Source organism: Lacrimispora sp. (genome assembly GCF_046972725.1).
GTDB lineage: Bacteria > Bacillota > Clostridia > Lachnospirales > Lachnospiraceae > Lacrimispora.
The window spans coordinates 347,570-374,371 of sequence record NZ_JBKVXF010000002.1 but is presented as its reverse complement, the minus strand read 5'-3'; the positions used below and the strand labels follow the sequence as shown (position 1 = coordinate 374,371).

28 protein-coding genes, 1 tRNA gene, 1 pseudogene and 1 riboswitch are annotated in these 26,802 nt (G+C 41.8%); of the genes and pseudogenes, 5 read left to right on the top strand and 25 right to left on the bottom strand.

Features of this window, described 5'->3' with window-relative positions; translation table 11 throughout:
- Nucleotides 1-495: 495 nt before the first annotated feature.
- Nucleotides 496-1,959, top strand: coding sequence for a nicotinate phosphoribosyltransferase (locus tag ACLTWA_RS09895; RefSeq protein ID WP_412327537.1), 1,464 nt, complete (start codon nucleotides 496-498; stop codon nucleotides 1,957-1,959).
- Nucleotides 1,960-2,063: 104 nt separating this feature from the next.
- On the opposite strand, the gene ACLTWA_RS09890 is transcribed toward ACLTWA_RS09895, so the two are convergent.
- The 4 genes from ACLTWA_RS09890 to ACLTWA_RS09875 all read right to left on the bottom strand — a co-directional run bounded on the left by ACLTWA_RS09890 (nucleotide 2,064) and on the right by ACLTWA_RS09875 (nucleotide 5,661).
- Complete coding sequence (locus ACLTWA_RS09890) at nucleotides 2,064-2,978, bottom strand: ROK family protein (RefSeq protein ID WP_412327536.1); 915 nt, start codon at nucleotides 2,976-2,978, stop codon at nucleotides 2,064-2,066.
- A 166-nt stretch (nucleotides 2,979-3,144) separates the two neighbouring features.
- Nucleotides 3,145-3,969 carry a sirohydrochlorin cobaltochelatase gene (locus ACLTWA_RS09885; protein ID WP_412327535.1) on the bottom strand — a complete coding sequence of 275 codons (825 nt, stop codon included), beginning with the start codon at nucleotides 3,967-3,969 and terminating at the stop codon, nucleotides 3,145-3,147.
- A 64-nt stretch (nucleotides 3,970-4,033) separates the two neighbouring features.
- Nucleotides 4,034-4,225, bottom strand: a riboswitch (cobalamin riboswitch).
- Between the two features lie 181 nt (nucleotides 4,226-4,406).
- Nucleotides 4,407-4,589 (bottom strand): DUF6472 family protein, encoded by a 183-nt coding sequence (locus ACLTWA_RS09880; RefSeq protein ID WP_412327534.1) that lies wholly within the window; start codon nucleotides 4,587-4,589, stop codon nucleotides 4,407-4,409.
- A complete protein-coding gene (locus ACLTWA_RS09875) occupies nucleotides 4,567-5,661 on the bottom strand; it encodes an acyltransferase (protein WP_412327533.1) in 1,095 nt (364 codons plus the stop codon). The genes ACLTWA_RS09880 and ACLTWA_RS09875 overlap by 23 nt, the downstream gene beginning before the upstream one ends.
- A gap of 144 nt (nucleotides 5,662-5,805) precedes the next feature.
- Here ACLTWA_RS09875 and ACLTWA_RS09870 point away from each other — a divergent pair.
- Nucleotides 5,806-5,877: transfer RNA gene (locus ACLTWA_RS09870), tRNA-Glu, on the top strand.
- A 115-nt stretch (nucleotides 5,878-5,992) separates the two neighbouring features.
- Here ACLTWA_RS09870 and ACLTWA_RS09865 read toward each other — a convergent pair.
- The 18 genes and pseudogenes from ACLTWA_RS09865 to ACLTWA_RS09780 form a co-directional block, all read right to left on the bottom strand.
- Complete coding sequence (locus ACLTWA_RS09865; protein WP_412327532.1) at nucleotides 5,993-6,250, bottom strand: hypothetical protein; 258 nt, start codon at nucleotides 6,248-6,250, stop codon at nucleotides 5,993-5,995.
- 93 nt (nucleotides 6,251-6,343) lie between these two features.
- Nucleotides 6,344-6,847: pseudogene (locus ACLTWA_RS09860) on the bottom strand (transposase); the annotation flags it as partial.
- Nucleotides 6,848-7,049: 202 nt separating this feature from the next.
- Nucleotides 7,050-7,472, bottom strand: a complete 423-nt coding sequence (locus ACLTWA_RS09855) for a flavodoxin (RefSeq protein ID WP_412327531.1) — start codon at nucleotides 7,470-7,472, stop codon at nucleotides 7,050-7,052.
- A gap of 32 nt (nucleotides 7,473-7,504) precedes the next feature.
- Complete coding sequence (locus ACLTWA_RS09850; protein ID WP_412327530.1) at nucleotides 7,505-8,059, bottom strand: DUF3793 family protein; 555 nt, start codon at nucleotides 8,057-8,059, stop codon at nucleotides 7,505-7,507.
- A gap of 468 nt (nucleotides 8,060-8,527) precedes the next feature.
- Nucleotides 8,528-9,331, bottom strand: a complete 804-nt coding sequence (locus tag ACLTWA_RS09845; protein WP_412327529.1) for a transposase — start codon at nucleotides 9,329-9,331, stop codon at nucleotides 8,528-8,530.
- 127 nt (nucleotides 9,332-9,458) lie between these two features.
- A complete protein-coding gene (locus tag ACLTWA_RS09840; RefSeq protein ID WP_412327528.1) occupies nucleotides 9,459-10,622 on the bottom strand; it encodes a M20/M25/M40 family metallo-hydrolase in 1,164 nt (387 codons plus the stop codon).
- Nucleotides 10,623-10,639: 17 nt separating this feature from the next.
- Nucleotides 10,640-11,665: a glutathione S-transferase C-terminal domain-containing protein gene (locus ACLTWA_RS09835; RefSeq protein ID WP_412327527.1), complete on the bottom strand. Its 1,026-nt coding sequence runs from the start codon at nucleotides 11,663-11,665 to the stop codon at nucleotides 10,640-10,642.
- 13 nt (nucleotides 11,666-11,678) lie between these two features.
- Entirely contained in the window at nucleotides 11,679-12,635 is a 957-nt protein-coding gene (locus ACLTWA_RS09830) for a glutathione S-transferase family protein (RefSeq protein ID WP_412327526.1), read from the bottom strand.
- Between the two features lie 31 nt (nucleotides 12,636-12,666).
- Entirely contained in the window at nucleotides 12,667-13,155 is a 489-nt protein-coding gene (locus ACLTWA_RS09825) for a GNAT family N-acetyltransferase (RefSeq protein WP_412327525.1), read from the bottom strand.
- A 21-nt stretch (nucleotides 13,156-13,176) separates the two neighbouring features.
- A complete protein-coding gene (locus ACLTWA_RS09820) occupies nucleotides 13,177-13,941 on the bottom strand; it encodes an amino acid ABC transporter ATP-binding protein (RefSeq protein ID WP_412327524.1) in 765 nt (254 codons plus the stop codon).
- Nucleotides 13,928-14,671 (bottom strand): amino acid ABC transporter permease, encoded by a 744-nt coding sequence (locus ACLTWA_RS09815; protein WP_412327523.1) that lies wholly within the window; start codon nucleotides 14,669-14,671, stop codon nucleotides 13,928-13,930. The genes ACLTWA_RS09820 and ACLTWA_RS09815 overlap by 14 nt, the downstream gene beginning before the upstream one ends.
- 24 nt (nucleotides 14,672-14,695) lie before the next feature.
- Complete coding sequence (locus ACLTWA_RS09810; protein ID WP_412327522.1) at nucleotides 14,696-15,607, bottom strand: transporter substrate-binding domain-containing protein; 912 nt, start codon at nucleotides 15,605-15,607, stop codon at nucleotides 14,696-14,698.
- A gap of 25 nt (nucleotides 15,608-15,632) precedes the next feature.
- Nucleotides 15,633-16,622, bottom strand: coding sequence for a glutathione S-transferase family protein (locus ACLTWA_RS09805; protein ID WP_412327521.1), 990 nt, complete (start codon nucleotides 16,620-16,622; stop codon nucleotides 15,633-15,635).
- 350 nt (nucleotides 16,623-16,972) lie between these two features.
- Nucleotides 16,973-17,905, bottom strand: coding sequence for a cysteine synthase A (gene cysK / locus ACLTWA_RS09800; RefSeq protein ID WP_412327520.1), 933 nt, complete (start codon nucleotides 17,903-17,905; stop codon nucleotides 16,973-16,975).
- A gap of 325 nt (nucleotides 17,906-18,230) precedes the next feature.
- Nucleotides 18,231-19,415 (bottom strand): MalY/PatB family protein, encoded by a 1,185-nt coding sequence (locus tag ACLTWA_RS09795; protein WP_412327519.1) that lies wholly within the window; start codon nucleotides 19,413-19,415, stop codon nucleotides 18,231-18,233.
- Complete coding sequence (locus ACLTWA_RS09790; RefSeq protein WP_412328118.1) at nucleotides 19,408-20,562, bottom strand: trans-sulfuration enzyme family protein; 1,155 nt, start codon at nucleotides 20,560-20,562, stop codon at nucleotides 19,408-19,410. Before ACLTWA_RS09790 ends, ACLTWA_RS09795 begins: the two co-directional genes overlap by 8 nt.
- 124 nt (nucleotides 20,563-20,686) lie before the next feature.
- The gene (locus ACLTWA_RS09785; protein ID WP_412327518.1) at nucleotides 20,687-21,595 is read right to left on the bottom strand and encodes a LysR family transcriptional regulator; all 909 of its coding nucleotides are present in this window, start codon (nucleotides 21,593-21,595) and stop codon (nucleotides 20,687-20,689) included.
- Between the two features lie 72 nt (nucleotides 21,596-21,667).
- Nucleotides 21,668-22,975 (bottom strand): O-acetylhomoserine aminocarboxypropyltransferase/cysteine synthase family protein, encoded by a 1,308-nt coding sequence (locus ACLTWA_RS09780; protein WP_412327517.1) that lies wholly within the window; start codon nucleotides 22,973-22,975, stop codon nucleotides 21,668-21,670.
- 280 nt (nucleotides 22,976-23,255) lie between these two features.
- Here ACLTWA_RS09780 and ACLTWA_RS09775 point away from each other — a divergent pair, with 280 nt between their 5' ends.
- Both ACLTWA_RS09775 and ACLTWA_RS09770 read left to right on the top strand, forming a co-directional pair.
- On the top strand, nucleotides 23,256-24,212 hold the full coding sequence (locus tag ACLTWA_RS09775) for a Fe-Mn family superoxide dismutase (RefSeq protein ID WP_412327516.1): 957 nt from the start codon (nucleotides 23,256-23,258) through the stop codon (nucleotides 24,210-24,212).
- A gap of 350 nt (nucleotides 24,213-24,562) precedes the next feature.
- Complete coding sequence (locus ACLTWA_RS09770; RefSeq protein ID WP_412327515.1) at nucleotides 24,563-24,724, top strand: hypothetical protein; 162 nt, start codon at nucleotides 24,563-24,565, stop codon at nucleotides 24,722-24,724.
- 98 nt (nucleotides 24,725-24,822) lie between these two features.
- Here ACLTWA_RS09770 and ACLTWA_RS09765 read toward each other — a convergent pair whose 3' ends face one another.
- Entirely contained in the window at nucleotides 24,823-25,095 is a 273-nt protein-coding gene (locus ACLTWA_RS09765; protein ID WP_412327514.1) for a hypothetical protein, read from the bottom strand.
- Nucleotides 25,096-25,170: 75 nt separating this feature from the next.
- Nucleotides 25,171-25,239, bottom strand: a complete 69-nt coding sequence (locus ACLTWA_RS09760) for a zinc-ribbon domain-containing protein (RefSeq protein ID WP_412328117.1) — start codon at nucleotides 25,237-25,239, stop codon at nucleotides 25,171-25,173.
- A 489-nt stretch (nucleotides 25,240-25,728) separates the two neighbouring features.
- Between ACLTWA_RS09760 and ACLTWA_RS09755 the strand changes: the two genes are divergently transcribed.
- Nucleotides 25,729-25,929, top strand: a complete 201-nt coding sequence (locus tag ACLTWA_RS09755; RefSeq protein ID WP_412327513.1) for a cold-shock protein — start codon at nucleotides 25,729-25,731, stop codon at nucleotides 25,927-25,929.
- Between the two features lie 176 nt (nucleotides 25,930-26,105).
- Here the strand turns inward: ACLTWA_RS09755 and ACLTWA_RS09750 are convergent, their stop codons facing one another.
- On the bottom strand, nucleotides 26,106-26,483 hold the full coding sequence (locus ACLTWA_RS09750; protein ID WP_412327512.1) for a RidA family protein: 378 nt from the start codon (nucleotides 26,481-26,483) through the stop codon (nucleotides 26,106-26,108).
- Nucleotides 26,484-26,802 lie beyond the last annotated feature (319 nt).

The window sequence follows — 26,802 nt, the reverse complement described above, 5'->3', positions numbered from 1 at the left end:
CTTGCTTTTACTTAGGACCGTAACCGGCTCCATAAAATGTTTTATCCTCTTACCAAAGGTTACTGAACCAACCGGTTTTTATAAGTTTTTGTATACAATATCCATAATGTTTTAAACCGAAAGTTTTACATTTTCCCTTATCTGTGAAAGCATTGTTATTTTTTTATCAAACCCATTGTGTTTTTGTCATCTTATGGTATAATCCTTAAAAGGCATTTTCAGATTTAAAGTAATAAAGCAGTTTTAATCCCTAAAACTGTTTTACATATCATTCTTTCCCAATGTACTGATTGGCAGATAGGTACCTGAAATATAATCGCTGCTGAATGAAAAAAACATGATATATGGGTATGATAATAATATCCTATTCCGTATGTTGTAATTCCCTGTATGTTTAGGAATGAAGAGCCCATTTTCAGCCGCAGTACTTTATTGGACCGCTGTTTCAGTGATTCTGTATAATACGGGAAATGAATTTGCAAAAGGAGAATAATTATGAGCCAGCGCAATTTGACTTTATTAACAGACCTGTACGAATTAACCATGATGCAGGGGTATTTCAAAGAAAAAGACGCCAACGAGACAGTCATTTTTGACGCTTTCTACCGCAGCAATCCCAGCGGTAACGGTTATGCCATCAGCGCCGGCTTAGAGCAGGTCATTGAATACATTAATGAACTCAGCTTTAACAAAGACGATGTCGATTACCTTAAGTCCACCGGACTGTTTGAAGAAGACTTTCTTGATTATCTTCTTAAATTTAAATTTTCCGGGGATATTTATGCCATACCGGAAGGCACTGTCGTATTTCCCCGGGAACCGCTCATAAAAGTTATTGCACCGATCATGGAAGCACAACTGATAGAAACGGCTCTTCTTACCATTATCAATCATCAAAGCCTGATTGCCACGAAAACAGCACGAGTGGTTTACGCCGCTGCCGGAGATGGAGTTATGGAATTCGGTCTGCGCCGTGCCCAGGGACCGGATGCCGGAATCTATGGGGCCCGAGCTGCCATAATCGCTGGCTGCGTGGGCACTTCCAATGTGCTGGCAGGCAAGATGTTTGGAGTTCCCATTAAAGGAACCCATGCCCACAGCTGGATCATGAGTTTCCCGGACGAACTGACTGCTTTCCGTAATTATGCAAAGCTGTACCCCACTTCCTGTATTCTGCTGGTAGATACTTACGATACGTTAAAATCCGGCGTTCCCAATGCCATCAAAGTCTTTAAAGAGATGCGGGATGCAGGCATTCCTTTATCCAATTACGGAATTCGTTTGGACAGCGGGGATCTGGCTTACCTTTCCAAAAAAGCGAAACGGATGCTTGTGGAAGCAGGATTTCCGGATGCCATTATTTCCGCTTCCAATGATCTTGATGAAACCCTCATCAACAGCTTGAAAATACAGGGTGCAACCATTAATTCCTGGGGTGTGGGAACCAATCTGATCACTTCCAAAGACTGTCCTTCCTTTGGGGGTGTATACAAGCTGGCAGCTATACTGGATAAGAAAACAGGCCAGTTTACTCCCAAGATCAAGCTTTCAGAAAATGCAGAGAAGATTACCAATCCCGGCAACAAGGAAATCAAACGAATCTACAGCCGGGAAACAGGAAAAATCATTGCAGACTTAATCTGTCTGTCGGGAGAAATTTTGAAAGAAAGCGATTCCCTGCTCCTTTTTGACCCCATTGAAACATGGAAGAAAACCTATCTGGCACCTGAAACGTATACCATTCGTGACCTTATGGTACAGGTATTTAAGGGCGGCGAATGCATTTATCATTCTCCGGCTGTTATGGACATCCAGGAATACTGCAAAAAAGAACTGAATACTCTCTGGGAGGAATCCAGACGTCTTGTAAATCCTCACCAGGTCTATGTGGATTTATCCAAAGCGCTTTGGGAGATGAAAAACAATTTACTGGACAGCTATCATTTCCCAATTTCTTAAACACTTTTATACAAAAGCAGCAGAAGCATGCATCGTTCTTAACATGCTCCTGCTGCTTTTCTTCAATAATAATCTTTTTCCCTGTATGACGGGAGTGCAGAGGATTATTTTTGATTGTTCAGGTAATGGTAAAGGGCCCCTCTTAAATTGGAATCATTGTAATACCGGCAGGCTGTGATTTCTGGCTTTTTCACTGCCATTCCTGCGTTGGCATTTGGATGTACCTCAAAGATAACATCCATCTCCTTTTGAATTGCTTCTAATAATATAGGCTGTTGGCTGATTCCTCCGCCTATGGCGATTACTTCCAGATCAAGAAGCGTTTGGAAATTATAAATACAGCCCGCCAGTTTTTTGACATATTGATAGAAAATCCGGCATGCGGTCTCATCCTTTTGGTTGATTAGTTCAAACATTTTGATCCCGTCGATTTCTTTCGGATCCCTTCCGGTCTCCCTGGCATAATTACGCCCCAGCACCAGGGAAGAACAGGAAACCGCCATATAATTGGGGGACTGCTCCGGCTTTTCAATGTCAAGCATAATAAAACTGATTTCTCCCGCGGTAAAATTGGACCCACGGTACAGCTTTCCGTCTAAAATAAGGCCCATTCCAACGCCGGTCCCCAGCACGATTGCCGCACCGTTTTTCACGCCTTTTAAACTTCCGTCCCATTGTTCTGCCATGGCTGCACACTTTCCATCATTGTCAACCGCAGAAGGCAGTCCATAGCGCTTCTTCACTTCTTCGCACAAATTGAGTCCCATTAAATAAACCAGTCCTCCTGCCGTATGTAAAAAACCGGTATTTACATCCACCTGCCCCGGTGTGCTGAATGCAATCCCTTCCACCTCCTGCTTCCTCGGCAGGACGATTTTGTCAAGCAAATCAAAGTAATCTTCTGCTGTCTTTGAGTAATCCGGCGTGGCCTCTTTTCCTTTTTCCAGGATATCTCCGAATTCATTCATCACAGCGTATTTAATAAAAGTTCCCCCATTGTCTATTACCAAATACTTCATCCTTCTCCTCCTGTTATGCTGATTTGGCAGACCCCATGCGTTAAAACCGTCAGGTAATGCTTAGAAAGCTCTAATTGGACTTGGCTGATTTCTCCAGTTACGTCCTATCTTATGCCTTTGTGAAAAAAAAGGCAATATCTTCTTATATGTTTTTTGAGAACCTTTATTAGTAATTCCCGTTGGTTCTATTTTTCATCGCATCATTGATATGCTCTAAAAACATTTGCTGTACGCCCTTATATTCTCCCATACCTTTTAAAACACATTCTACCTGGTAGCCCTCGGATATAAAGGCGGTCTTCCATGACTCCTCTTCGTCTCCTGCCATATCATTGTTGGCGTGATCCCCTGCAACAATCATGAGCGGAAATAAAACAGCTTTCTGGTAATCTCCTTTTTTCACTTCATCCAACACATCTTCAAGGGTAGGGGTCGCCTCTACGGTTCCGATATAATAATTGGCATATCCGGATTTTTTTAATTGACTGTTTAGCTTGTCATAGACCACATTGGCATCATGCTCGGTTCCATGGCCCATGAAAACAAGTGCTGTATTTTCTTTATTGAAAGCAGAGGTCTCTTCCGCCAGGATTCTGATCAATTTATCATAATCCGCTTCCTGGTTCAGCAAGGGCTCTCCATATTGTATGGAAATAAAGCTTTTTTCATAGGATGCCGCTGCTGCCATCATCTTATCATACTCGCTGCCGCTCATAACATGGGTCGGCTGAATAATAAGAGTATCGAATCCATCGTTTATAAGGCGCCTCATGGCCTCATCCATATTATCAATCTGATCTCCATCTCTCTGCCTTATCTTATCTATGATCATCTGGCTGGTAAACGCTCTCCGAATTTCATAATCCGGATACGAAGCAGCTATGGACCGTTCCACCGCGCCAATATTCCTTTCCAAAGATTCTCTGTAACTGGTGCCAAAACTGACCACTAAAATGGCTTTACTTTTTAAAACACTCTTTGATTTTCCCACTGTATCCTCCTGTTTCATTTCTTTATTCACACAAAAAAAGATGGTTCCTATCTTCCGCAGGAATCATTTTTATACTATTACAAGCAGTTCTCCTGACTTAAGTTCATCGCTCTGTAATGCCTTCCCGGATTTGTTTTAGTTCTCAAACTCCAGTGACCTGTTTTTACAGAACTCCCTATTTACAGTGACGGGATCGTACCGGATTCCCACCGGTTTATCTATGAATCCTTTCGGAACTTGTAACGGCTGACACTCTTCAATGTTCACATTCTGGTCATAATATTTTTACAACCCGGCCAAATTCTCTTCATATTTAGCCGATATACTTTAGATATCAGATAAAGATGTTGCCAACATCCTTTAAAGAGAAATTTTTTTCATAATAGCCGGTATTCTTCAGAGGGATACCGGCTCCTCCCTTTTTAAGGGATACTTTTCTATATCTGCTTTCTCACAATGGAATATTCGTCTCCAAATTTAAAGTGTGCGCATCTTTGACAGGAATTGCTTAAAAACTGCATCATTTCATCTTCATCTAAATTGATTCCACATTCATAACATTCATATTCTTCGTTATATTCATAATACATACAGCTTTCACAGTTGCTTGCCTGAGCCATGTTCATTCCTCCTTTTTCTCCCTGCACCACCATTTATAACAGCACCCGCTGACCTTTTTAACAGCTTTACCAGCGTCTCATCAAAAAAAACCGCTGCTGCCAGGGATATTATAAAAGTAAGTACGGTTTCAAAAAATATCCTGGGTATATAATAGTGCCGGATAAATGTCTTCTCTGCCATTTCCTTAACAATCTGTCCCAATACCAGATAATGAATTAAGTAGACTGAGTAGCTGTATCGGCTGATAAATCCGGCCGCCTTTATAAGGACCGGTACTCTTATATCTCCAAACCTTTCAAAAAAGAAAAAGATGGAGACTGCCATGGCTATCATTGAGAGTGCCATATCGTGAATGCCCGGAGTAAAAGCGGGTGTTACCCATTTTTGATATAAGGTCACCGCCAATCCTGCCGCCCCCAGTCCTGCATACAGAAGATAGGAAACGCTGGGATACAACCGCTTGCAGATATACCCCAGCACAAAATAGATCAGCCAGCCTTTGAATACCATGTAATCCAGACCAGGCCCTACTTCAAAGCCCAAAGCCGGCAGATAAGTACATATTCCCTGAACCAAAAGAATCAATCCCAGAAAAACCTTAAGCTCCCGGTCCGTCATGGCTTGAAACATACGCGCAAGAAACGGCGCACATAAATAAAGAGCCATGATTACGTACATAAACCACAGATGGGGGGCCATTGGAATGGTTTCCGTAAAAAGTGCACAAAAATATTCCTTCACATGCTCATACCATGGAATCGGGTCCAAGGAAAGGTAAATATTATAATACCAGTAATAAATACCGCAATAACACGCAAATGGAATAAAAATAGCACAAAACCGTTTCCAGTAAAAGTCTATGATATTTTCCGTACCGGATTGTAAAAGGAAAAAGCCGCTGAGCATAAAATAAATACCCACAAAAGCCAGAAGCACCGGCGTCATAGCTGCCGAGAACAGCCTCTGCTTCCAGTTTACAGCCTCTGCCGGAATTGCATGTACCATAATAATAGCAAAAACTGCCAGGGTTCTCAAGTAGTCGTATTTCACTTCACGTTGTTTAAGTCCCATAGGCTGATCCTCCTGCTTTTTCTATGGAAAAGTATAGCATAAAACATTTGATTTTGACAAATTTTTTATTTATCTAAAAAAAGTGTAGACAAATGAATCATCCTATGGTATTATAATGAAGCTGTCAGCAACGACAGCAAATAAGGCCTATTGGTCAAGCGGTTAAGACGCCGCCCTCTCACGGCGGAAACCCGGGTTCGATTCCCGGATAGGTCATAAAACTAGCACTGTGTTTTCCTTATAAACAAAGGGATTTACAGTGCTTTTCTCATTTTTATATTAATACAGTTGACTACAGTTATATATTAACACCACAATTTCTTAATGAAAGTTATTTTAATTCATACCTGTCACTGAATCCTCTTTTTTCAATAATACCGTCAATTCCCTTTGAACTCTTGATTGAATATTTCTCACCTTTTGAAAAGAAACCAGAAATATCCTCCAGTTCAAAATTTTCTCCTAAGAAATTATTCGTTTTAAGTTTTCCGGTAAACGTCTCTGTAAGTTTTCCTAAATCCTCGTCAAAAAATCCATTTTCTCTGTATAGGTGCAGTTCTGCCCCTTTTGTCTTAAAATAAAATTCCATTATATCTTCCTTTCTTAATGTAATAAAATGAATTTATTCAATTTCGCTTTCTGTTGTGGTCAAACATTTTTGTAACACTTTAACCTAATATTTTTAAGCTACATATCGTGCCTGAAAAGGCGTTTTATAATTATTGTAAGAATAAGGTCTTACATAATTGTACCAGATATATGCGATATATTCAATTGCTGTATTTAATTCTTCATCTGTATGATAATAATGTAAATTAATTCGCTCATCTTTTAACGTATTATAATATCGCTCCATAGGAGCATTATCCTATGGATAACCAGCTTTGCTCATACTTTACGTAATACCTGCTGATTTACAGAAATTAATGAAGTCTTTTAATGTATATTGACTTCCCTGGTCGTTGTGAAGTATTAATGTATCCTTAATTTGGTGCTGTGATTCAAGTGCCTTTTTCAGCGTTTTTATTGTTAAATGGCTAGTTATATTCTTATCTGTAATACTGGCGACAATGCTACGATCATAAAGGACTAAAATAGAACAATTATACCGTTTACTGTCATCTATAAAAAATAGTTTTGTAAAATCAGTGCACCATTTCTGATTAATTTCATTAGCAGAAAAATGGTCGGGATATGGAGGCTTATTTGGCGTACCCAAAAACAGCATACAGTAAAATAAACCACAAAAATGGCTCTAAGTAAAGAATGGAGCGGGATTCATACGAATCCCACCCCAACTATTGACAAAGAACCAGAAAACCATGAATGAGTTACCCCCTGACGGCAATCATCCATGGTTTTACCTTATAGAAATCAGATTTCAAAGTTTATGCAAGTGATTTTCCAAGCTCGATGCACTGTGCTTCTCCATCAGCATCAGGCTCATTGTTGCAGATTACGGAATCGTGAGCAAACACTGCACCGTCTCCCTTGCAGGTATCTTCCCAGTTGCGCATCCATTCTCCGTCTCCCCAGCCATAGGATCCAAATAAAGCAATTTTCTTTCCTGACAGCTTGGATTCGCAGCTCTGGAACATAGGCTCAAACTCACCGTCTTCTAATTCCTCACTTCCCATGGATGGACATCCGAATGCTACTGCATCGAACTCATCCATCTGTTCTGCCTGGAATTCAGAAGCGTTAAACAGGGAAACCTCCGCTCCTGCTTCCTTTGCTCCCTCGGCTACTTTATTTGCCATCGCTTCTGTGTTTCCTGTACCGCTCCAAAAAACAACTGCTACTTTACTCATCTTATCCTACCTCTTCTTTCCTATTTATTTGTTCAGGCAGCTACTGTTAGCTGCCAGACCGTTCGTCCGTTCTGCCACAGGCGTGCGTATATGGTTCTGCACTTTTGATAGCGTGCAAATTTTTTTACCGCCTCGCACTCATTGCAGTATACTTTCCAGCAGCCGATGCATTTACAGTTTTTTCCTGCATTCTGGATAAATCCTATGACATCACCAAGAGGATATCCAAGAAAGATCCCTATCTCATGGGGAAAAGACCCATCGGCCTTGAGCCGTTCTTTTAATCTGCCAAGGGCATACTCTACTTCCATATGCTCATAACCGTATTTTTTTAGAAATCTGCCTACGCCCGGACTTTCCAAATCTGCTTTTAAATGAGAATTTCTGTAAACATAGATCAGGGCTTTGTTATTGCGCCGGTATAATTCCATGAGAGAAATTCCTTTTTCACCAAGCTGACTGTTTAAGTGCGCCAGCTGCTTATTAAGCTCTTCATCCGATGTAAAGGAATGATTGAACAGGCTTGCCGTCTTAATGGAAGCCAGTGTCGGGGAACAATATTGAATTAGATGCCTTTCAAGTAACATATCCGTACCTCCACAGTCTTTATTTGTTTCCCATCATTCCGAAAAGCAGGTATCTAAGGTTAGCACCAACTAACTATATATATAAATACCACATTTTATTCTTGCAATCAATACTGATTTGGCTTAATGGGAAATTTTCTACTATATCTTATTATCCGCAGGATAAGCACGTATACTTTTCCAATTTTTTACAGAATTTCTTCATTAATTTTATGCTTTCTTTAGGAGCCGGACAAAATTTCTTCACAATTTTGCAGTATTATATAATTACAAACATAGAAAAAACCCACAAAGCCGTCAGAGAGCTTGCATACATATGTTTTTACTAAGTCGGTGAAGTCGCCCTGAATGGCTTCTTTGCCGGCTCAACCTAATTATAAGTCCGGGGAGTTTGGATCAAACACCTGGATTTTACATAAAAAAGAAAGAAGGAGTCCAGGCTCCTTCTTTCTTTTTTCAATTTTGCTTTTACAGATTTTTATGAATTTTTTCCCCATAAACCTCATCAACTGCCCGAATAAATTTATCCGGCGCTTCCGTACAGGATATCAAGATATCCTTTACTCCCCGGTTCTTTAATCTTTCCAGAATTTTGATCCAGAACTCTGTTTGATCTTCTTTTTTTATGTAAACTCCAAGAAGTTCATTACACCCATTGAGCGTAATTCCGTATAACATATATACCGTACGTTTGGGGTCAGTACCTTCCGGTTTTATATAATAAGACATGGAATCTAAAAAAGCAACTGCATATACCTCTTTTAAGGGACGCTGCTGCCAGTTGCTCATTACGGACCTGACCTTTTCTCTGATACTGTCCGCCAGTTGCTTTGAAATCTCTTCTTCGTATAGGCTCCGTACCTGGTCCTCCATCTCAAGGTCTGATAAATTCTCTGCATATAAAGAAATCAGTTTTTTCTCCATTCCATAGTTAATGGAATTCTGATATTTTTTAATAATTACAGGCTCAAACTTTCCCTGACGGTCTCTGGGCATATTGATTTTTATATCACCGGCACTTGTGTGGATATATTTTATAAAATGACCGTTTCTGATATTTTTGGTATCCTTATTCCGGTTGTCATATCTGGAATAACCGAGCACTGCATCCATTTCTTCATCAAGAATTCCGTTCACAAGAACCGAAATCATGTCCGATCTGGTGGCTTTCATATGCATTTCATCTAACAGCTTATTGCCGTGCTTTTTAATATAAGTACACAGAAAATCTCTGATAGCAGTCTTTATCGGCATGTATGTTTCGTTCTTCATAAAAGTACCTTTCGTAATTCTGCTCTTTTCTTTGCAAGCAAAAAACCGGGCAATGTACCTGATAACAACCGCCTGTTACTCTTAGCGGAAGCCTTTAAGGGCTGGACACTGCCTGGCATTTTAATTGTTAAACTTTCTGCTGTATCGTCTTACTGTCCGCGGTTATCAGCCCCAATGCAAGAGCTGCGCTTTTTTCCAGTTGCTTTACCGTAGTGAATTCCTTAGGAGTATGGACTTCATTCATTCCGCAGGCAACCACAATCCCTCGAATTCCGTTGCGAACAAAATGATTGTTATCGCTGCCTCCCAGAGTATACCGGGTCTCTGCTTTGAGATGAAGCTCCTTACAGACCTTGCGGAAGCGCTTTACGACCTCTTCTTCCTCTCCAATCTCATAGGCTTCGATCTGCTTTTCATACTTCAATTCCACACTTCCCTGAAAACGGGCAGCTGTCTGTTCAAAAATGTCTCTTAATTTTTCCAGTTCCTCCATGGCCCGGTGATCCTTTAGGCTTCGGATCTCACCCAAAGCGATGCACTCATCGGAAACAATATTGGTCTGTTTTCCGCCGCTTATTCTTCCGATGTTGACAGTTGTCTCCTCATCCACCCACCCCTGCTTTACTTGGGCTATGGCATGGGCACCGATTTCAATGGCATTGATTCCAAGCTCCGGGCAAAAGCCGGCATGGGCATTTCGTCCTTTTACCCTTATTTCAAAAGATATGAGGGTAGGTGCCGCAGTTGCTGCCAGTCCGATCTCTCCGCTCAAATCGAATACGTACGCCTGTTTGGAACGAATTCTTGAATAGTCAAGCAGCTGGCTTCCTTTTCCATAATTTTCTTCTGCAACCGGAAATAATACTTCAATGTCGGGACAGGATAGATCTTGTTCTTTTGCCACCCGCACAGCTTCCAATATGGCTGCAATCCCGGAAAGGTCATCGGCGCCTAAAACCGTATCTCCTTCTGATGTGATCACTCCATTTTCATCTTCCACCGCACGTTTTCCGATTCCTGGTCGGACGGTATCCATATGAGCCGATAAAAGGATGGGAGGGGCATCTGCAGTTCCCTTTAAAAAACCGTAGAGATTTCCGGCAGGGGTCTGGCTGCCGTATCCGGCAACACACTCTTTGAGCCGTATTCCTGCATCATCTTCCCAAACCTCAAATCCCAGCTCTTTTAGTTCCTCTGTCAGATAATCTGCCAGCTCTCTCTCATGATAGGTTTCGGAATCAAATTCCACCATTTTTTTAAATTGGCTTACCAGCCTGTTCTTATTAATCATGTTTTCACCTGCCTGGGTTATTGATTTCCTTTTTCATGCCGTTTGAACTTCTCTTCCGGGGTCTTGCTTAACTCCTTTCTGTTTTGGGGAGCCGACCAGATGCCTTCATAATCGATCTGGCTGACAAAACGGGAATTGAAGTCCTGGAAAAAGGATTTATTTTCTGACTGCGGCGCCGCAATATCACGAAAATATGTATTGTTGCGGAATGCCGGTATGACATATAAGTCTCTCAAATACGCCCAGATGTTCTTATAATCGACCACCCGGTGTTTGATCGGGCCAAGATTGCGGTAGTAGTGGGTATCGAACCTGGCCAGTGTTACAAAAAGTCTTACATCGCTGTCCGTCACATAATCTCCGAACAGAAAACGGTTCTTTGAAAGCCTCTCCTCAATCTGGTCCATAGCGCGGTAGAAATCTTCAAAGGCTTCCTCGTAAGCGGCAATGGACTGGGCGAACATCATACGGTAGGTGGCGTTGTTTATGTTCGGAAAGAGCCAGTCATTGTAATCATCAATTTCCTTCCTAAGCTCCACCGGATAAAGGTCCGGCGCATCCGGAGCCTGGAATGGACGGAAGGCCACTTCAAAATAATTGGTCAGCCTGTGATAATCATTATTCACCACTTTTTTGCTCGTAACATCCACAAGAGCCGGCACCGTGCAGCGTCCCTCATAATCCGGGTCCGCATTGTAATAAAATTCGCTTAAAAACTGCGCACCAAGAACCGGGTCCCTGTTCCCTTCATTATATACGAATTCCCATCCAAATGCACGGTTTTCTTTGCTGTGTCCTACTAAATTAATGCCAATGGCATCGGTCAAGCCTAAAAGTTCCCGCACAATGGAGGCCCGGTTGGACCAGTGACAGCCTTTTGCCCAGAATAAGCGGTACTTTCCGCTCTCCGCTTTTAATTCATTCTCTCCATCTCCAAAGGGCGTGGTAAAGTGATTGGGCTGTCTGATGAATGCACCTCTCTCATCAATTTCTTTTTCGATTTCTTTGGGGCGAACCTTTTGCCCTATGCTGCAGCCAGACATATATTATCCTCCTTTACTGATACAACCGTTTATCTCTTTCATGAGGCGTGTTCCAGCCGGAAAGATCCGGTCCTTTTGGCAGCAGGCCAAAGGGATTATTGGACACAGCACACAGATGATAATGTTTTTTTATGGCATCAAAATCTGTAGTATCTCCAAATCCAGGCTGATGGTATAAGTCTCTTACATATCCCCAGAGATTTGGAAACTCAGAAATCCGATTGCGGTTTAAAAGAAATCCATTGTAATAAGCGATATCAAAACGGACCAGGGTCACATACAGACGGATATCTGATTCCGTGATCTTATCACCGAAGAGATAACGGCTGTGGCTTAAGCGCTCTTCCAGCCAGTCCAGACGGTCAAATACCAATGCATAAGCCTCTTCATACGCTTCCTGGCTCCTGGCAAATCCCGCTTTATAAACCCCGTTATTGATCTCATGAAAAAGGATATCATTTAATTCGTCTATATCTTCTCTTAGCTCTTCCGGATACAAATCCGGAGCACCTGGCTTATGATATTTGCTCCACTCCACTTCCCAGTATCTGGTTAAATTAAAATAATCGTTATTCACCACTTTTCCTGTGGTTAAATCCACAACTGAGGGAACGGTAAATCTTCCGCTGTACTCCGGATCAGCTTTTAGATACGCCTCGCTTAAATACCTGATCTTTAATACAGGGTCTTCCTCATTTTCATCTAATGTAAACGCCCAGTCCGTACGCCCCACATCCGGTCTTATGGGATCCAGTGTTCCCAGACTTATGACCTCGGTAAGCCCAAGAAGACTTCTTACGATTACAGACCGGTGGGCCCATGGGCAGGCCGGAGACCAGATTAAGCGGTATCTTCCGGCTTCTATCGGAAGCTGACCTTCTTCTATTCCAAAGGGAGTTGTAAACCGGTTGCCCTGGCGTTTAAACTTCCCGTCTTTTTCTACTTCATTGGTTATATATTTTTCTGACATGGCAATTCCCTCTTTCCTCTTTCACAACTGGTTAATGCTTCATATCTTCTCTTCCGTACTCATCCACAAACCGGTATTTTTCCGGCAGCAGAAATCCGGTCTCTTCCATCCACCTTCTGGTGTCTTCCGGTCCGCAAAAGATACACATGGCAGTCTTGCTTCTCCGAAAACCCATCTTTTCGTAAAGAGCCACAGTCCTGGGGTGGGTATAAAGAATGACGTTCTGTCCTTGTACCTGATCAAGGAGCAGCCCGATCAGTCTTCTTCCGATCCCATATCCCTGATATTCTTCTTCAAGAGCAATGTTATAGACAGCGGCCTGACAGACTCCGTCAGATAAGGCCCTGCCAACCCCTATAATTTGATCCTTGTCATAGACAAACACCACCGCATAGCTGTTGGTGAAAATCATTTTCTGTTCCTCTGGGGTATGATCCGACAGCCCTGACCGGCGCAAAACATCGGAAACCTCCTGCCAGTTGATGTTATCCTTTGTTGTTTTATAAGTTATATCATTCATTCTTCTGCCCTTCCATTTTTCCTAAATCGTATAATCCGGACTCTCCAGCATATGGATTTTTACAAGGAACTCTTTCAACCGCTCATTTTTCGGGTTGTCGAAAATTTCTTTTGGTGTTCCGTCTGCAACGATTTTTCCATTTTCCAGGAAAAGGATTCGGTTTGCTACATTTTTAACAAAATTCATCTCATGTGTGACCAGTAAGATGGTATTGCCTTCCTTTGCCGCATTTCTTATGGTCGTCAGTACTTCACTGACTAATTCCGGGTCAAGTGCGGAGGTCGGTTCATCCATGAGAAGCAGGCTTGGATCCATAGCCAGTGCTCTTGCTATGGCTACCCTCTGCTGCTGGCCTCCGGATAAATGTCTCGGATAATGGGAAAGCCGGTCTCCCATTCCTACCTTTTGCAAATGCTTTAATGCGATCTCTCTGGCCTCGCTTTTCTTTAACTTCTTTACGACCATCAGCCCTTCCATTACATTTTCCAGTGCGGTGCGGTTTTTAAAGAGATTAAACTGCTGAAATACCATTTCCGTATATTGACGCAGCTCCAGCTTTTCTTTGGAGGATTTGGTGGTAAGACTAATCTCCCGTCCATTGATGACGACGGTTCCTTCTTCCGGTTTTTCAAGGAGATTGAGGGAGCGCAAAAGGGTGGACTTTCCGGTACCGGAAGGACCGATAATGGCTACTACATCTCCCTTATGAATGGTTAGGTCCACTTTATCAAGGACCACATTTTCTCCGTATTTTTTACTCAATCCGCGAATTTCAATTGCGCTCATTTTTCAATCCTCCTTTTACGGCTGCCACCTGCTCGGGTATACTCATCTTCTTCTCGATGTATGTAAACAGCCTTTCGATGAAAATGGTCAGTACCCAATAGATAATGGCCAGAGAACAGTAAATTTCAAAATAACGGTAGCTGCTTCCTGCAAGAATCTTTCCCTGTGCGGTGATTTCAACCACGGAACAGGTAAATGCAAGAGACGTTCCTTTTACCAATCCAATCAGAGAGTTCCCAAGGGAGGGAATCGCAACGGTAACCGCCTGAGGAAACAGCACTCTCCTAAATATCTGGAAGCCATTCATCCCTAAGGATTTGGCGGCTTCCACCTGGCCTTTTTCCACAGACTGTATGGCTGCCCGGATGGTCTCTGAGTCAAAAGCAGACTGATTCAGTCCCAATGCCACGATAGCAAAAATAATTGGCGGTATCCCATTGACGTTATAGCTGGTTCCGTTGTAGAAATTGTAGTATTTTAAGGCAATGGGGATGCCAAAGTACGTAAGGTACAGCTGAACGATGATAGGTGTACCTCTTACTACGGAAACAAACAGGGAACATAACTGCCGTAACACCGGTATGTTGTGAATTTTTACAAATGCGATCAAAAGCCCTGCCACCCACCCGATCACAAGGGCGATTAACGTCAGCTGCAGCGTAACCGGCAAGTATTTTAATAATGCGGGGATTTCTGTAAATACCAGCTGCCAATCAAATATTTTGCTCATCTTGCTCCTCCAGATCTGCCTTCTTTATTCATAAGAAGGGGAATAATCGGAACCAAACCATTTTAAGTTGATTTCCTTTGATGTTCCGTCCTCAATAACTTCTTTTAACGCTTTGTTCAGATCTTCAACCAGCTGTTCATTTCCCTTGCTTACAATCAGATAGCTGAACGGTTCACCCATCAAATCCTTGGAAACATCATTATTAATGGGAACTCCGGTTGCGTTAAAGTTGAATTCTTTCTGGTAATACTCAAACATGGGTTTATCCATTAATACGAAATCATATTTTCCTGCCTCCACATCCTGAATCTGAAGGACAAGGTCTTCTTCGCTGTATTCAATGTTAATAGGGTTCTGGGGGTTTGCTGCATTATAATTTTCTAGAGCTGTGGTAATATTGATGCCTGCCTGGGAAATGGTCTTTAAGCCTGCAAGGTCATCCCAGGAACTGATACTTTCTGCTTTCTTATTGTCTTTTGCAAAGATGGCAACATACTCATTAGCAAAAATCGGATCGGTGAATAAGTATTTTTCCTGGCGTTTTTCGTTCTTTGCGAAGTTGTTCACGCCGATCTGATACCGGTCGGAATCAAGCCCTGCAAAAATAGATGGGAAATCAGTTACTTCGATCTCCAGTTTATACTGGGGAAGCTTATCAAACACAGCTTTGATCAGATCTATGTTGTGTCCTGTCAGCTGATTATCCGTGTCTACAAAGGTAAATGGCTTTGGAGAACCGCCTGTTGCCGCATAGATAGTAATGGGCTCTGCGGTGCCTTCTGCCTGTTTTGATTCCTCCGGGGACGCGGCATTTGTCTTGCTGGTTTCCGAAGCGGAAGATTTTACTTCCTGCTTGCTGCATCCGGCCAGTGCACCGAGAACCGTCACTGCTGCCGCCAATCCCAATATGGCCTTTTTTACATTATTTTTCTTCATAATTCTGTCTCCTCTTTTTTATATTCTAATACTCAAATTTTCTCTTTCCAAATTTTTCATCTCTGTTATGGGGTTCCTCCCATATGGAACTATCAGGTCCCAATGGAAGAATATTGTATGGATTGTGTGCGTGATTTCCAAGGTGATACCCCTTTTTAATGGAATCAAAATCCGTTGCTTCTTTAAATGCAGGAATCGTATATAAATCCTTTGCATAGTTCCATAGATTATCAAAGTCCGTAAGCCGGTTTCTGTTTGTCTTAAAGCAGAAATAATAGGCCACATCAAATCTTGCCAGAGTCACATAAAGGCGGATATCCGAATCCGTGATTTGATCCCCAAATAAGTATCTGCTTTTGGATAAACGTTCTTCCAGCCAGTCAAGCCTCTGAAACAGCACATCATAGGCCTTTTCATACTCTTCCTGGGACTGGGCAAATCCAGCCTTATAAACTCCGTTATTTACTTCATGGAATATGACGTTGTTTAATTCATCAATATCCTTTCGTAACTCCACCGGGTACAAATCCGGTGCACCTTCTTTATGAAGCGGCTTCCACGCTGTCTCCCAGTAATTGGTCAGATGATGATAGTCGTTATTTACCACTTTCCTCGTCTTTACGTCGACAATCGTGGGAACTGTGGCTCTTCCCTCATATTCCGGAGCTGTCTCTGCGTAAATCTCCGGAAGAAAACGAATCTTTAACACCGGATCCACACCGCCCTCATCAAGAGAGAATTCCCAGCCGTTTTCTGTTCTTACAGGACCTACGGTTCCAACGCTGACCGCATCTTCTAAGCCCAGCAGCTTCAATGCAATGATCTGTCTGGTTGCCCAGGGGCAAAGAGGCGTCCAGATCAGGCGGTAACGTCCGGCTTCCACCGGAAGCTTTCCTTCCCCGTCACCAAATGGGGTAACAAAGTAATTATCCTGCCTGACAAAAGCACCTGTCTTTGATACTTCATGAGTATCTTCTGAGGTTGATACCTTTCCGATTTTTTCTTTTATTGCCATATTTTTTATCCTTCTTTCCGATTTTTGGGTACAAAAAAAGCAGATGCCCTCAGACGCCTGCTCATGGAAGCATAAATGCCATGCATAGGATCATCAGGTTTTAAAACGTGCTTAAATCCATCCGTCTGCCATTGGTACAGCAATACCGGAGTCCGCTCATAATAATTGAAACTGTTTTCATATTCTTATTGCTGTCAGCCATTTTAAAACTCCTTCCTTCATGTCTTTCCTTCTCGTAAATCATATCATTCCTATAGGTTTTTGTATAATATATAAAAAATACAGCTGGCAATAAGTTTTACTTATAACCAGCTGCTAAATCCACCAGTCACCGCGTTTATTACACCGTATTAACTAAATAACGGGGTTGACAGATAACGGTCACCGGAATCAGGCAATAACACAACGATGGTCTTTCCTTTATTTTCCGGTCTTTCTGCCAGGAGTTTTGCTGCTTTCAATGCGGCTCCTGAGGAAATACCTACCAGAATTCCTTCCGTCACTGCGAAGGTCTTGCCTTCCTTAAATGCATCCTCATTTTCAATTGTAATGACTTCATCATAAATCTTTGTATCCAGTACGTCAGGAATAAAGCCTGCTCCGATTCCCTGGATCTTGTGAGGCCCCGGGTTTCCTCCGGAAAGAACGGGACTGCTTGCCGGCTCTACAGCTACGATCTTCACAGCCGGATTCTTTTCTTTTAAATAAGCGCCTACACCGGTAACTGTACCACCGGTTCCTACACCGGCAACGAAGATATCAACGGTTCCATCGGTCTGCTCCCAGATCTCAGGCCCTGTAGTCTCTCTGTGTACTTTCGGATTGGACGGATTGACAAACTGTCCCAGGATTACAGCACCTGGAATGGATTCCTTTAATTCTTCTGCCTTTGCAATGGCTCCCTTCATTCCCTTGGCGCCCTCTGTTAAAACCAGTTCTGCACCATAAGCCTTTAAGAGATTTCTTCTTTCCACACTCATGGTATCCGGAAGTGTAAGAATGGTTTTGTAGCCTTTGGCTGCTGCAACAGCTGCAAGACCGATTCCTGTATTTCCAGAGGTAGGTTCAATGATGGTTGCACCTGGCTTTAAAACACCGGTTTTTTCTGCATCCTCGATCATCGCCAATGCGATACGGTCCTTTACAGAACCTGCGGGATTTAAGTATTCCAGCTTTGCAAGAATGGTTGCGTCCTTCACCCCTTCATGTGCACTGTAACGGTTTAATTTAAGTATCGGTGTTCCTCCAATAAGTTCTACTGCGCTTTCTTTGATTGTTCCCATATCCTTACCCTCCATTTTATTTTTTTATTTTTATGAAAAAAGAGCAGCTGCCAATCCTGGCACCTGCTCTTTGGTCTCAATGAAATAGATATCCATTTCAAACCTTAAGCTGTCAGGCATCACTACCGGCATTACAACAAAACTGTACTCATTCCCATACATACAGCCTGACAACAACATTTATTAGTTAAAAATACATGATTTCCAAAAACATTGATCTTCTTCATATGAAATCGCCTCTTCTATTTACATATAAGTTTAATATGTTTATATGTTATATATTAATACAAGAAAAGGAATGTGTCAATATTATTTTTATAATTTTTTAAAGACTTTTCAGCGCATTTTTTAATTTATCAAGTGCAAGTGTTAAAGTTGCCCTCGGGCAGGCAATGTTGATCCGTTCAAACCCTTCACCTGCCGCACCAAATATAGCACCGCTGTCCAGCCAAAGACCCGCCTTTTTTACGATCAGATTCTCCCGCTCCTCTTCCGTAAGTAAAAGCTCCCTGAAATCCAGCCAGATCAGATAAGTTCCTTCCGGCTCTATCAGCTTGATGCCCGGAAGGTTCTCTTTTAAGTATTCTCTTACATAGGCAAGATTTCCTTTTAGATATTCCATCAGTTCATCATGCCACGCTTCTCCATACCGGTAAGCCGCTTCACAGGCCGTAAGCCCCAGCGTGTTAAGCTGACTGTAGCCGGCGGCTGCCACCTGCTTTTTAAACTTTCCCCGTAATTCCCCATTGGGAATAAAGATATTGGAAACCTGAAGGCCAGCCACATTAAAGGTCTTGCTTGGAGCGGTGCAGGTAATGGTGATGTTGCTCAGTTCTTCACTGAGATTGGCAAATACCTGATGTTTTCCATTATATACAAAGTCCTGATGGATCTCGTCACTGACCACGAGGATGTGATGCCGCAGACAGATTTCGCCCAGCTGTTCCAGTTCCTCTCTATGAAACACTCGTCCTACCGGATTATGGGGATTGCATAAAAAGTATAATTTCACCTGATTTTCTATAGCCTTTTTCTCAAAGTCTTCCAGGTCCATGCGGTACACGCCATCCGCTCCGAGAACCAGAGTGTTGTCCACAATTTTCCGGTCATTATCTTCAATGACTTCACTGAATGGATAATAAACCGGCTGCTGAATCATCACTCCATCCCCTGGTTTTGTAAAAGCCTTCACTGCCATTGCCAAGGCAAAGACCACACCTGGGGTCTTCACAAGCCATCTTCGTTCCACGGTCCAGTCATGCCGTTTCTTCATCCAGTTCTTAACGGCTTCAAAATACTCCTCCTGTACTTCGCTGTAACCGAAAATACCATGCTCTGTCCGCTTTATGATGGCATCAAGGATGGGCTGTGCCACCTTAAAATCCATATCTGCCACCCACAAAGGAAGTATGTCTTCCGGTTTCCCTCTATGAACCGCAAAATCATACTTCAGAGAGTTGGTATTCCTCCGCTCAATCTGTTCATCAAAATTAATTTTTCCTTTACTCATGAAACACCTGCTCCAATTCTTTTATTAAATCATCAACCGCTTCAATTCCAACGGATAATCTTAAGATACGGTCCGTAATTCCGTTGGCTGCCAGCACATCCTTTGGCACATCGGCATGGGTCTGTGTAATAGGATACGTAATCAAAGTCTCTACACCTCCCAGGCTTTCCGCAAAACGGATCAGGCGGACATTCTTTAATACTTTATATGCCAGTTCCTTTGATTCCACTTCAAAGGTCACCATACAGCCAAATCCTCTTGCCTGTTTTTTACAGATTTCATGACCCGGATGGTCTGTAAGACCAGGATAACAGACCCTTGTAACCTTCTCTTCCTGACAAAGCCAGGAAACAAGTTTCTCCGCATTTTTCTCAGAACGTTCCATGCGAAGGGCCAGCGTCTTGATTCCTCTTAAGATGAGCCAGCTGTCAAAAGGCGCAAGGCCGGAGCCGACGGTCTTAATAATAAAACGCAGCTTCTCAGAAAGCTCTTTTGTCGAAGTGACCAGAAAGCCTGCAATGGTATCATTATGTCCGCCCAGATACTTGGTTCCGCTATGAACCACAATATCCGCTCCCAGTTTCAGCGGATTCTGGAAATAAGGGGACATAAAGGTATTATCCACGATCAGAAGAAGGCCGTGTTTTTTTGATATCTGTGCCAGCTTTTCTATATCAATGACATTCATCATGGGATTGGTAGGCGTCTCAATAAAAATCGCCCTGGTATTCTCCCCTACCAGCTTTTCAAATTCTTCACCGGAGCATTGGCCGCAGTCTACAGAACTGATTAATATTCCGTTCTTTTTGCTAATATTGTCAAAGAGGCGTATGCTCCCGCCGTATAAATCACAGTCCGTAATGATATGATCGCCCGGACGGAATAATTCCATTAAAGCTGTAATCGCAGCCATTCCGCTGGAGAATGCCAGTGCATCCGCTCCATATTCCAGCGCAGCCACAATTTTCTCCAGGTGCTCCCTGGTGGGATTCTGAAGACGGCTGTAATCGTATCCTGTGCTCTCTCCTACTCCTTTATGAGCAAATGTTGCCGTCTGATAAATAGGAAAGCTGATTGCCCCCGAGTGATCCGCAGACTCCTCCAGTCCATTTCCATATAAACATTTTGTTGAAAATCCATATTCCATACTCATTCACCGCTTTCTTTTATTTTAACTTCTGCTTTCAGTATACCAATATGGCTTTATAAAACGCTAATACTTAAAAACAATAGCCCGCTATAATTTATTTCTATGGTTCCCATTCCGTCTGCTAAAGAAGCTGTGCTTCATATTTCTTTAATTCATCAATATATTTTTTTCCGAGAACGCTTAGCGGCATCTTTTTCTTCTTTATATAACCGATCCTCATCTTGTCATTGGTGTCAAGAGGTATGGCTTTGTATTCATCTCCATTTAAATCCTCGCAGATGATTCCGGAGCATAGCGTGTAGCCATTTAATCCTACCATCAGGTTCAGGAGCGTGGCACGGTCATCTGCCTTGATGATCTGTTTGTATTCATACGTACTGAATACTTCTTCCGCCAGATAAAATGCATTGTTATTCCCCTGTTCAAATGACAGGCAGGGATAATTTTTCAAGTCTTCAAACCCGATCCGTTCCATCTGGGCAAGAGGATTGCCTTTCCACAGATAAACATAGATTCCGCACTGGAACAAGTCTACAAACTCCAGATCATTGTCCATGAGAAGCTTTTCAATTGCTTTTTCATTGAAATCATTCAAATACAGAATTCCCAATTCACTTTTCTGATTCTTCACATTCATTATGACTTCATAGGTTTTTGTCTCATGAACAGCAAATTCATAATCATCCATGCCAAATTCTTTCGCCATATGAATAAAAGCCTGTACCGCAAATGTATAATGCTGCATGGAAACACTGAATTTCTTTTTAAACTTTTCCTTTTTTACAAACCGTTCTTCCATCTGCCGGTATTGCTCCAGCATCTGTCTGGCATATCCTAAAAACTCTTCTCCTTCCGGAGTGATTTCAATTCCCCGGTTGGAACGGATAAATATCGGAAGGCCAATCTCATCTTCCAGATCACGGATGGTACTTGATAAACTGGGCTGTGTGATAAACAGTTCCGCTGCCGCCTTGTTCATGGATTTCTGATTTGCAATGCATATGGCATAACGCAGCTGCTGTAATGTCATAGTTCCTCCTTTCTATTGCGCATTCAACAAGGCTGCCATAAATTATGGCAGCCTGCACATGGTTATGTAATACTATTGTACCGCTTTGAATGCTTCCTCTAAATCTTCAATTATATCTTCTGCATGCTCCGTTCCTATGGAAAGGCGAATGGTATTTGGAAGGATTCCTGAACCTAACAGTTCCTCCTCTGTCATCTGGGAATGGGTCGTGGACGCCGGGTGAATGACCAGGGATTTTACATCAGCCACATTTGCTAAAAGCGAGAACAACTCCAGCTGGTCAATAAAATCCTTTGCCTTCTTTGCATCTCCCTTAATCTCAAAAGTAAAAATGGAACCGCCTCCGTTAGGGAAATATTTTTTGTAAAGTGCCCGCTGCTCCGGGTCTTCTGATATAGAAGGATGATGGACGGTTTCTACCTGCGGATGGTTCTTTAAATAATCCACAACCTTTAATGCATTCTCCACGTGGCGCTCTACCCGGAGAGACAAGGTTTCCAGTCCCTGTAAGAAGATAAAGGAATGAATGGGGGAAATCGTCGCTCCCGTATCACGGAGTAAAATGGCACGGATCTTTGTAATATATGCAGCGGCTCCTGCTGCTTTTGTAAAGCAGATTCCATGATAGCTTGGGTTAGGCTCTGTCAGCGTGGAAAATTTACCGGAAGCTTCCCAGTCAAAGGTTCCGCTGTCAATGATCACACCGCCGATGGTCGTTCCGTGACCTCCGATGAATTTGGTTGCGGAATGCACCACCACATCTGCACCGTATTCAATCGGTCTTACCAGATACGGAGTTGCAAATGTATTATCCACAATTAACGGAATTTTATGTGCATGTGCGATTCCTGCAATCTTTTCAACATCGACCACATCAGAGTTTGGATTGCCCAGGGTCTCAATGAAAACCAGTTTTGTATTTTCTTTGATGGATTTATCAAATGCTTCATAATCAAAAGGATCTACAAAGGTGGTTTCAATCCCATATTCCGGCAGGGTATGTTCCAGTAAGTTATAGGTACCGCCATAGATATTCTTGGCTGCCACAATATGATCTCCGTTTTTTGCAATATTTTCAATAGAATATGTAACGGCTGCTGCTCCGGATGCGACTGCAAGTGCTGCAACACCGCCTTCCAATGCTGCAATTCTGCGTTCAAATACATCCTGAGTAGGATTGGTCAGCCTTCCGTAAATATTACCGGCATCCGTTAAACCAAATCTTGCGGCTGCATGCTCGCTGTTATGAAAAACATAAGAGGAGGTCTGATAAATGGGTACTGCTCTTGCGTCCGTAACGGAATCTGCCTCTTCCTGGCCTACGTGCAACTGTAATGTTTCAAATTTAAAATTTCTTTCTGTTCTTTTCTTCTTTGTCATAGGAAACTCCTCCTGATTTTATTGGTTCAAATATTTTTCATTGCCTTCTGGTTTTTATTATACCCTGGCTGCAGAATAAGCGTTAATATATATAATTACTATCTGGTTATAGGAAAAACCTATACCAATACAAGTTTGCATCTTTATCCCTATCTTCTGTTCCGTTTTATTATACAACACCGGCTGGCTGATTACACTAATTTTTTCTTCCCTTGCTTATCCATCATATATCAAATGCATTTGAATATACATATACAAAAATGCAAAAGGATAACGATCCATGAACGAACATTACCCATTTGTGAATCCACCGCTTCCATACGCATATGACGCTCTGGAGCCTTATATTGACACACAAACCATGTATCTTCATCATGACAGGCATTTACAGCGGTATGTGCTTGAACTCAATACGATCTTAAGAGATTATCCTGAACTGCAGAATATGTCACTGCCAGAACTTATCTCCCAACCGGAAAATCTTCCCGAAGAAGTCCGCCAGGCCATTATCAACTATGGCGGGGGAGTTTATAATCATATTTTATATTTTTACGGCATGACCAATTCTATGAACCGTTCTCAGGCAGATAACCTGTATCCCGCACTGATACAGAATTTTGGAACACTGGAAGAATTCTTTAATGAATTCAAAAGAAAAGCCTTATCTGTGTTTGGTTCTGGATTCACCTGGTTAGTAGTCGCTCCGGATGGAAGTCTCGAAATTATTACGACCCCTAATCAGAATACACCTTTGACCGACGGTTACTGCATAGTTGCAGGCCTGGATGTGTGGGAGCACGCCTACTATCTGACAAGATTCAATGACCGGGCGGCATACATAGAGGATTGGTTTCATGTTGTAAATTGGGCGATGGCAGACGAACTCTACCAGCAATGCATAAATGCCATTGAAAACCGTGGAGAAGCCGCTCCCATGCCAACTCCGGAACAGGCGCCTGTCGCAGGACCAGGTCAATCCCCAGCCCCCGAAACATCTTCCACGGTACCAATCCCTGAAACGCAACCGCCTGCCGCTCCCCTGCTTGTGACCGGACCAGCCATGCCCCTTTCTCCTGGTACCGGACCTGCCGGGGCTACTGCTCCTGGTACCGGACCGGCTGGGGCTACTGCTCCTGGTATCGGACCGGCTGGGGCTACTGCTCCTGGCATTCCTGGTACAGGGCCAATCATCGGCCAGCACTGGCATCAAAACCAAACATGTATCCGAATGCTGTAATAAAACCATTGCTAAAATCAAAAAAACAAATAGTTGTGAAAGCCAAAAATGGAGCCGGATTAACGGCTCCTGTTCTTGCTTTAGCGGTAAGGGAATTATTGAAGGCAGAAGCGCTGGTTTTTGTACAGGCGTTAGAGTTTGGTGTATCTTATGATTCTATATTTATTTTCCTGTCAAAGTACTGGAAACGGAGGGGTTGATTACTCCCAATAGACCTACCGCATTTGTTTATTTTGTCAAACTATACCATTTACGGCATTTCAGACACGTATTTTTGCATACTTTATTATTCTTTTCACATACTACATCCTATGATAGAATTAATTATTAAGAATTAGAGAGGATATATTATGAAATATTTTTTGAATCATGAATGGAACCTGCTTGAAAAGCAACTGATAATAGCAACCTGTTTTATGTCAGGAATAATCATTGGCTTTATGTTTGCTCCAATCAAAAGGGGAATCTACTGTGGAAATCATAACGGAAATACCGATATAACCAGAGATTAATTAGCTTTTCCTTTCAAAGTTTTGCTTATTTTAAGAAGGCACCAAATAACCAATGCCGCCAACTGATCTTTTAATTGGCGGTATTACCGGTATATTATTTATAGAAGTTCATCTACCTTCTTTTTCGCTTCTGGCAGACTCGCTCCTGTCATGTCACTATAATATTTGATTGCCATAACTTTTGACCGTGAATTAAAGTTACTTTTAATATAATTATCAATTCCATTGGCTTTTGGCTTATACATGGCCGGATATATGCCACTAGCCCCATTACGGATCAATTGAATCCATTCAGGACCTTTTCCTTTGCAAATAAAACTTATTTTAGAGGGATTTTCTCCATAAATAAATTCAAAGCCCCCAATAGACAATTATAGATTCTTCAACCATCTTAATTTAGTATTGGATGTAGATTCACTATTATCGGATTCTCCGGCTTTTTCCACCTATTTTCCGCACTTCATACAAAATCTTTCCCCTTCCATCAATTGGGTACCACAACTAACACAAAACATACTTTCCCCTCTCAATCATCATCATTGGTATGGCAAAACCATCTCCAGTTTTACCAGTTAAGGTTATCATAAACAACCTATTATGAAATGAAAAGATTATATTCAATAAAATCTACGCAATACTGCATGATACCAGGAAGCTCTGATGGACATATTTATACTAAGACCCTCCATATATATTTAACTGATGCTGGTACTCTTTTTGGTGTTACTGTTCCTTGTAATATTTGCAACAGCTTGACTGGTTGTATTAAAGCTGCATGGAAAATCGCAGATAGGAATTCATTAATAAATCTTTTCTTTATAATTTAATTAATTTTTTGAAATTTAGGTTGACATCTTTATTGCAGCATGGTATACTCCAATAGTATTTTAAATAAAGTCTTGATTTCGCATGTATTTGTAAGTCATTATTCTATTGGTGATTTACAAATATGTGCGATTTTTGTTTTAGATAAAATACACTATAATTTTAAGGAGGTATCTTTCATGAAAAAAGGTACAGTAAAATGGTTTAACGCACAAAAGGGTTTTGGTTTTATCTGTGATGAAGAAGGCAACGATATTTTCGTTCATTTCTCCGGTCTTGCTATGGATGGTTTTAAATCTTTAGATGATGGTCAGTCCGTTATTTTTGAAACAACCAATGGTAATCGTGGCCTTCAGGCTGTTAATGTTCAAATCGCATAATCTTACGCCGAATTAATTAACATATCTAATCTATTCATTTTAAAATACCAAATTGATAAAGTAGACATAAGCCCACATTCTGTATATTAAAAAGTCAGAGCAATGTTTAATTATAACAGCTAAGTCAGCAAGGTTTATCCCATATTCCTTGCTGACTCAACCTAAAACATCAGTGATTAACGTCCTTCACTGTCAGCAGCTAATGGCTTATATGCAATTCCATCCATCTGGCATAAGCAGGTCTCCCCAACAAATTCTGTGGTGGTAGTCATTCTCGCAGGTGCCCCGTCCTTATAATATTCTCTAAATACATCAGCAGCTAAACGAAAATCCCCAATATTCCTAAGATAAAGATTAATTTGAACCACATCATCAAGTGTCGCGCCTACAGAAGCAAGTGTTTTCTTCATACTTTCAAACGTTTTTCGCATTTGGTAGACAATATCTTTCTTGTCATGACCTCCTGCATGATGAGCCAGGAAAATGTAATCTCCTGCAATTACACATGATGAACAAGTATCATCCCCGCAATGGGTCGGCATTCTTTTTATCATCTCAAAATCTCCTTTCGCAATACAGAACTGGTGTTCTGTTATTATAACACATTCAATATTAACATTCAATTACTTGTGGTATAATTGCTGATTTTTAATCCTGATCAGCTTACTGGTCTAAATTTTATATTGGCACGTCGGATATTCCTCATAAGAATCAACACCAGCCCATTATGAAAAATCAGATGAAGCATACATTCATACCAACAATGGGTTACTCACCATTGTTATAAATTAATCCTTCATATGATCCTATTTTTTGGAGATTATTACTGTATACATTATATCAATAAATATGATATAATGATAATATTAAACG